The organism is Streptomyces regalis (genome assembly GCF_001509475.1).
Classification (GTDB): domain Bacteria; phylum Actinomycetota; class Actinomycetes; order Streptomycetales; family Streptomycetaceae; genus Streptomyces; species Streptomyces regalis.
This window is the reverse complement of record NZ_LLZG01000362.1, coordinates 51,927-58,641: the sequence shown is the minus strand read 5'-3', so window position 1 is coordinate 58,641 and position 6,715 is coordinate 51,927. Positions and strand designations below refer to the sequence as shown.

Sequence of the window (6,715 nt, the reverse complement as noted above, 5' to 3'; positions counted from 1 at the left end):
CCGCCCGCCGCCCTCACAGCCCTCCAGGCTCGGGTTCGAGCTCAGACCAACAACCTCAACAGCATGATCAAGACGACGTGTTAATGATCTGCAAGCCCTAAGGGATGTCCCGCAATCGGCCTTTGACTTCGATCGACCGCAGTGCCGCGGGCTAACGGGCGCGCCTCATCTCGAAGGCGGCAGTTCCAAGGAGCTCCGGCACTGTGTGGGCGACTGTGTATCCGACGGGGTCGAGGGCCTGCCTGTGCGGGAGATATCGGGTGGTTACGCAGAGCGGTGGGGCGCCTGGTGCCTCAGGCACCGGGGGTCCCCGGCGCGCCGTATCGGGCGAGCATGGTCAGCACCGCTTGGTCGACCGCGTTGGTGATGGCGGAGTCGTCGGGCTCCCAGCGTGCGAGCAGCATCCGCGGCCAGAACACATGGTTGGAGATCATTCCGAGGAATTGGGTCGCCGCCATCTCCGCATCGTCAAGTCGTGCCGCACCAGCGGCGTTTTCGGCTGCCAGGTAGCGGCGGACCGATTCGAAGTAGGGCATCTTGCCGAGCTTGAACTGGGTCTCGCCGAGCTCCGGGAAGCGCGGCACCTCGGCGATGACGATGCGGAAGAGGGCGGCCATGCCGGGCTGGGTGAGAAGCGCCACGTATCGGCGTCCGATGGTCTCAAGCCCTGCGCGGAGGTTCCCTGGCTCGGGGAGGGGCGCCTCCTCGTCGTCGACCTTCCAGTGTTCGGTGACGATCGCCTCGAACAGGGCCGCCTTGGTGGTGAACTGCTTGAACAGAGTCGCCCTCGACACTCCGGCCGCCTCGGCGATGCGGGCCAGCGAGGTGCCGTCGTAGCCGGAGTCGAGGAATAGCTTCGTCGCTGCCTCGATGATGGACGTCCGCTTCTGCGCTGCCACCCGCCGGTGGTATTCCGATGGCTGTGCCGTCATGTCCTCCAGTATGCCTCTCACGGCGAGGTGAGTCACTTGACTCACCTCTAGCCCTGCTCTTACCTTGAGAGAAGAGGTGAGTCACTCGGATCGCCATTAATGTAAGCCTGGAAGGATGCATCATGGGACGCTTTGAGGGCCAGACCGTCATCGTCACAGGCGGCAGCGGGGGCATGGGCAGCAGTCATGTGCAGGGCTACCACGACGAGGGGGCGAACGTCGTCATTGCCGGCCGCGACGACGACGCCGGCGGCGATCTCGCTGCTCAGCTCGGTCATCGGGCTCTGTCTGTTCACCTGGATGTCGCCAGCGAGGACGACTGGGCGGCGGCGGTGCGAGAAGTCGAAGGCCACTTCGGGCCGGTCACCATCCTGGTGAACAACGCGGGCGTCCAGAACCCGGCGGCCCCTATCGAGCACACCGAACTCCGCACCTGGGAGCACACCTTCAGCGTCAACGTCACCGGCCAGTTCCTCGGCATCAGGGCCGTGGCTCCGTCGATGCGCAGGGGCGGTGGCGGAACCATCGTCAACATCGCCTCGACCATGGCCCACGGCGGCACGGCCTTCTACGCCCCCTACACCGCCAGCAAGTGGGCCGTGCGCGGGCTGACCAAGACGGCCGCGCTGGAGCTGGGGCGCGACAACATCCGGGTCAACTCCATCCACCCCGGCGTCGTCTCCACACCGCTGATCAACGAACCCACCGTCGCAGGCCAGCCGGCCATCGCCGACTTCTACTCGCCCGATCCCTTCGCCATCCCCCGCCTCGCCGAACCCTGCGAGATCACCCGCCTGTTGCTCTTCATCACCTCCCAGGACGCATCTTTCGCTACGGGCTCGGAATTCGTCCTGGACGGGGGGCTGCTGCTCGGCCCTGCACTCCAACCCGAAGCCGACATCGCAGCTTGAGCCGGCATTGCAGTACGGAGCGTGCAGCCGCGGGCGCCCCTCTTGTTCAAGGCGTCAACCATCAACTGAGACTCGACACGGACGCGTGGCGCTTGAAGTCGTATGCGCAGGCTGGGAGTTCGGCGCCTTGGCGGTTGGCGAGCGGCAGGAAGAGTACGGGTCGGATAGTCCAGGTGATGCGGGTGGTGTCCTGGGTGACGGACACCGTACAGGGCTCCGAGCGTAGGAGGGCTCGGCGGGTTTCGATGCGGCCCTCGTACAGCCAGGTCCATGCCTCGTCGGAGGCTTCGGGGTCCAGTGACGGTGCGATGGTGTGGATTGTGGCTGCGACCCATCTGTTGGCCTGGGGTGCGGTGTAGGCGTCGATGGATGCCAGGAGTGCCGGTCGTCGTCGCGCGGTGAGGTCGTGGGTCCAGCACTCGCACCAGTAGCCGCGGGAGAGTTGGTTCACGGGGTGTCTCCTGGCGGGTACGCCACGAGGACGTAGCACGTGGTCTCGTCGTACAGCGTGAGTCGGTAGGCCGTGCCCGTCGTCAGGTAGGCGAGGGCTTGTTCGTGCTCGGCCTCGTCTGTGAGCCAGTAGTGGCCGGGCTGGGCGTATGCGGCGTCGAGTTGGTCGGTGATGTTGCTCGTGCGCTCGCGGAGCCAACGCAGTGCCAGGCGGGGGCTTGCCGCGTCGTGTGATCCCAGGGGGATGGAACTCGCCTCGTGCAGGGGGTAGGCGGCTGCCCGACAGAGGTATTCGCCGGTCGATCGCACTGCGGGTAAGTCTTCGGCGGCCGTCGTCCTCAGCATGGGTGGCCTTCGGGGTGATCGTCCCGGTAGACCTCCGTCGTGACGGTGTGGCCGTTGTCGCTGTCGTAGACCGCCACCCGGTGGGCGATCGCGCTGACCATGCCCAAGCCTCTGCCGTGCTCGGCCTCCTGGTCCTGGTCCTCCACCTTCGGAGCGCCGGCAGTGCCTCCCTCGTCTGTCACCGAGAGGGCAACCGCCTGCGCGGAGACCGCCAGGGCCAGGTGGAAGCTGCCGCGCTCGTGCCCGCTGGCCGTGTGAAGGATGGCGTTCGCGCTCAGCTCGCTCACGATCAGTTCGGCGCCCTCAGCGTGTCGAGGCCGACGCCGCCGGCAGTCACCCGCAGGTCGACAGCTTGGAGGTCAAGGAGGAGAAGGCCAGTCCGGACGTCTCCGCGCGGCTCGGTTCCGTGCGGCGGGTGCTGGCTCGTCGGCGGCGGTATCTGCTGGACGGGCGGCCGGTCGAGTTCGCGACGTCCCTCCTGCCGTTCGACATCGCCCGCGGTACGCAGATCGCCGAACCCAACCCCGGGCCCGGTGGCATCTATGCCCGTCTCGAAGAACTCGGCCACCGCCTCGACCACTTCGAAGAGGAGATCCGCGCCCGGATGCCCTCGCCCGCCGAGGTGAAGACACTGCGGCTGGCCTCCGGTGTGCCGGTCATTCACCTGATCCGGACCGCGTTCGACAGCGAGGGGCGGGCCGTCGAGGTCTGCGACACCGTGATGGCGGCTGACGCGTACGTGCTGTCGTACCAGCTCCCGGCGACCTGATCGCATGATCGGCAGCAGTGCGACGCCAGGGGATGGGCTAGTCCGTGGCTTCGATGGTCGGCGCGCCGAACAGGGCGCCGATGTTGTTCCACATGAAGCCGTCGCGCCAGTCCGGCTTGTGGGCCACCCAGGCGAGGAGTGCTTGACGAACCTTCTCCTGGGAGGGCCAACAAGAAGGGCAGGCGCCGCCGCTTCGGTGCAGTGAGGCAGTACAGGTCCGGCCGCTGGACCTTCGAGACCAAGAAGGACGCGGAAGTCTGGCTGTCCCAGGTCGAGGCAGATCTCACCCGAGGGGATTGGCGCGCTCCCGACGCCGGGGCGGTCAACTTCCGTATCTACGCAGAGAAATGGGTCGAGGAACGGGAGCTGGCTGTTCGCACCGACGACCTGTACAAGCACCTTCTTCGGCTCTACATCCTCCCGACGTTCGGCGAACTCGACCTCGACGAGATCACTGCTCCGCGAGTGCGTGAATGGCGTGCCGAGCGTCTCCGCACCACCAAAGCCAAGACGGCCGTCGCCAAGGCGTACCGCCTCCTCAAAGGCATCCTTGAGACCGCGGTCGACGACGACCTGATCACCCGCAACCCGTGCCGAATCAAGGGCGCGGGCAAGGAGTCAGCCGCCGAACGCCGTATCGCCACCGTCGCCCAAGTCGACGCCCTCGCGGACGCGATCGGCATCCGGTGGCGCTTCATGGTCTACCTCGGTGCATACGGCCCGATGCGCCCCGAGGAACTGGCCGGCATCCGCCGCCGGGACGTCGACCTCGACAACCTGGTGATCCGTGTCCGCGTTGCTGAGCCCGAGCGGACCAACGGCAAGCGCGCTCCCGGCGAGACCAAGTCGGACGCGGGCGTCCGTGCCATCGTCCTCCCCGCCTTCCTTCACAAGGAGGTGAAACAGCACCTCGCCTGGTTCGCCGAGAAGGCGCCCGACGGCCTGGTCTTCGTCGGCGAGAAGGGAGCTCCCTTCCGGCGCACCCCCTTCGGCCGGAAGTGGAGACGTGCACGCGCTGTCGCCGGCCTCCCGGACGGCTTCCGCTTCTACGACCTTCGTCACACCGGGCACACGCTCTCGACCTGTTCGGGCGCGACCCTCAAGGACACGATGGTCCGTGCCGGGCAGTCCTCCGAGAAGGCCGCGCTGATCTATCAGCACTCCGACCAGGAGCGGCAGCGCGATGTAGCGGCCGGCCTCGACGACATGGTCCGCGCCGAGCGTGCGAAGCACCACAAGCAGCAAAGCGACAACCCCGCGCACCACAAGGAGAAGGCCACAGGAAGCTAGCCGAGTGCCCATGGTGCGGTTGTGGTGCGCGAGCCGCCTACCGGTCTAGACAACAAACAACCCCCGGGTCTCTGACCTGGGGGTTTGTGTTGGAGCGGGTGACGAGAATCGAACTCGCGCTCTCAGCTTGGGAAGCGACGGCGCTTGCGGAGCCGAATGGCTTCTGACCTGGTCGTATGTGCTCTGGCGTAACGTGCGAGGGCACGGGATCGCTCCGCTGTTGACCGTGGTTGTCCGGTCTTATGGGCATGCTATGGGCACGACCCTGCACGGGGGCGCAGTGAGGAGACGAGCCTGGTCCGTTGCGGTACTGGATCTCCGGGTGTGAGGTGCCGCCGATCCGTCGGCCTGCAGAAGCACACTCCTGGGCAACGTGTGCAGTCCAGGGCCCGCGGTGATCGCCGCCCAGCTCCGCTGCTGCCGCGTCAGCACGGAACCCGCTCGCGCTCTCCCCGTCATCGCGTAGGCCGTTCACCGCAGTCCTGTTCCACCGGGCTGCTCCAACCGGCACGATGATGTTCGGGTAACCACGCCCGACCGCAGACGGAGACAGGGGGATACACGTGGTTGTGCCCATCGGGCTCGACGAGTGGCCCGCGCGCAGTCTGCTGGGGGTGCTGTCACCCCCGGCGCGGTGGGACCTGCTCGGCCTGGGAACCGAGGTCCGGTTCGACGTGGGTGCCGTGCTGCTGAGAGAAGGGATGAACGACCGGCACGTATTCCTGTTGTTGTCCGGTTTCGCCAAGGTCACCGCGACCGTGGAGAACGGTGAGGCCTCACTCCTCGCGGTCAGGGCCGCCGGAGACACGGTGGGCGAGATGGCGGCCATGGACGGGGCTCCGCGCTCGGCGACGGTCACCGCTTGTGGCCCGGTGACCGCCCGGGTGGTGCAGGCCGGTGTGCTGCGGGAGTTGCTACTGCGACGGCCGGAGGTCTCCATGGCCCTGACCGGCATTGTCGCCAACCGCCTGCGCTGGGCGAACCGGCGGCGGCTGGACTTCCGCGGGTATCCGGCGAAGGTGCGGTTGGCCCGGCTGCTGGTGGAACTCGCCGCGGTCTACGGATCGTCCCGGGCCGGTGGAGTGGTGATCGGCTGCCGACTGACGCAGCCAGAACTGGCCACGCTGATCGGCGCCGCCGTGACGACGATCCAGAAGGTCCTGCGTGAACTGCGCGCCGAGGGCCTGCTGGAGACCGGCTACCGTTCCACCGTCATCCGGGACCTGCCCAGGCTCAGGCGGCTCGCGGACCTGCCGGACGAAGGACCGTAGCCCGCAGGCGCAGGACGGGTTCCTACCGGGTTCAGACCAGCACATGCTGCAAGGTCACGCTCAGCCCGGCGCTCACGCCCATGACCGCCGTGCACACCACCGCCCCCGCCAGCCACCGATACTTGCGTACGGCGACGCGAGCGAGGAACCGTACGGCCCGCGACAACTCCCTGCGATCCGCGGCCTCGTCCGCGGACACGCCGTCGGAGGGCAGGATGTCGGCGCCCGACGCGAGCTGGACGAAGCTGTACCGGTTGACGGCCGGGTCCTTGAGTATCCGCGGGATCAACGTCGCTGCCAGGCTCACCGCGCCACCGACCAGGCCGCAGACGAACACGACCAGCAGTGTCCCGGCAAACCATCCGGGCACGCCCCCCTGTTCGCAGGCGAGCACGGCCCGGCCACTCCACGTCCCCGCGGTGCCGGCCAGCGCCGCCTGCACCGCCGCCAGGATGCCGGCTTTCGCGTCCGCGTGCTGGTGGGTCGTGTGCAGGGCGGTGAACATGTACTGCGCGGGGCGGTGGCCGGCTGCATGGTCGGTCGGTGTCATTTACGTCTCCTCCGGTCGACACGGGTGTGCTCCGTCCAGTAGGCGGGCGGTCGCCGGACCGAACCAGTCACTTCTGTGGGTTCTCGCGACCTCATGAGCAACTCCCGGATCTCGGCATTCCGTACTTCCACGGGGTTCACGGCGGCGGACAGTTGTATGACTTGAGTACCGGCGCCCGTATGAGGGGGAGCGGGCGC

The 6,715-nt window shown here is 67.5% G+C and carries 7 protein-coding genes and 2 pseudogenes; 4 read left to right on the top strand and 5 right to left on the bottom strand.

The window, feature by feature from the left end; genetic code table 11:
• Positions 1 to 293: 293 nt before the first annotated feature.
• The gene (locus ADL12_RS32740; protein ID WP_062708719.1) at positions 294 to 932 is read right to left on the bottom strand and encodes a TetR/AcrR family transcriptional regulator; all 639 of its coding nucleotides are present in this window, start codon (positions 930 to 932) and stop codon (positions 294 to 296) included.
• A 122-nt stretch (positions 933 to 1,054) separates the two neighbouring features.
• Here ADL12_RS32740 and ADL12_RS32735 point away from each other — a divergent pair, with 122 nt between their 5' ends.
• Positions 1,055 to 1,843, top strand: a complete 789-nt coding sequence (locus ADL12_RS32735) for an SDR family NAD(P)-dependent oxidoreductase (RefSeq protein ID WP_062708693.1) — start codon at positions 1,055 to 1,057, stop codon at positions 1,841 to 1,843.
• Between the two features lie 61 nt (positions 1,844 to 1,904).
• Here ADL12_RS32735 and ADL12_RS32730 read toward each other — a convergent pair whose 3' ends face one another.
• From ADL12_RS32730 to ADL12_RS32720, 3 genes and pseudogenes are all read right to left on the bottom strand, one after another.
• The gene (locus tag ADL12_RS32730) at positions 1,905 to 2,294 is read right to left on the bottom strand and encodes a hypothetical protein (protein WP_062708690.1); all 390 of its coding nucleotides are present in this window, start codon (positions 2,292 to 2,294) and stop codon (positions 1,905 to 1,907) included.
• Entirely contained in the window at positions 2,291 to 2,602 is a 312-nt protein-coding gene (locus ADL12_RS32725; RefSeq protein ID WP_425265169.1) for a hypothetical protein, read from the bottom strand. Before ADL12_RS32725 ends, ADL12_RS32730 begins: the two co-directional genes overlap by 4 nt.
• Positions 2,603 to 2,631: 29 nt before the next feature.
• Positions 2,632 to 2,946: pseudogene (locus tag ADL12_RS32720) on the bottom strand (ATP-binding protein); the annotation flags it as partial.
• 2 nt (positions 2,947 to 2,948) lie between these two features.
• On the opposite strand from ADL12_RS32720, the pseudogene ADL12_RS32715 reads away from it, so the two are divergent.
• The 3 genes and pseudogenes from ADL12_RS32715 to ADL12_RS32705 all read left to right on the top strand — a co-directional run.
• A pseudogene (locus tag ADL12_RS32715) lies at positions 2,949 to 3,407 on the top strand (GntR family transcriptional regulator); the annotation flags it as partial.
• A 138-nt stretch (positions 3,408 to 3,545) separates the two neighbouring features.
• The gene (locus ADL12_RS32710; RefSeq protein ID WP_208614669.1) at positions 3,546 to 4,697 is read left to right on the top strand and encodes a tyrosine-type recombinase/integrase; all 1,152 of its coding nucleotides are present in this window, start codon (positions 3,546 to 3,548) and stop codon (positions 4,695 to 4,697) included.
• A gap of 563 nt (positions 4,698 to 5,260) precedes the next feature.
• On the top strand, positions 5,261 to 5,968 hold the full coding sequence (locus ADL12_RS32705; RefSeq protein ID WP_244188137.1) for a Crp/Fnr family transcriptional regulator: 708 nt from the start codon (positions 5,261 to 5,263) through the stop codon (positions 5,966 to 5,968).
• A 31-nt stretch (positions 5,969 to 5,999) separates the two neighbouring features.
• On the opposite strand, the gene ADL12_RS32700 is transcribed toward ADL12_RS32705, so the two are convergent.
• Positions 6,000 to 6,518 (bottom strand): Pycsar system effector family protein, encoded by a 519-nt coding sequence (locus tag ADL12_RS32700; RefSeq protein WP_062708676.1) that lies wholly within the window; start codon positions 6,516 to 6,518, stop codon positions 6,000 to 6,002.
• Positions 6,519 to 6,715: the final 197 nt, after the last annotated feature.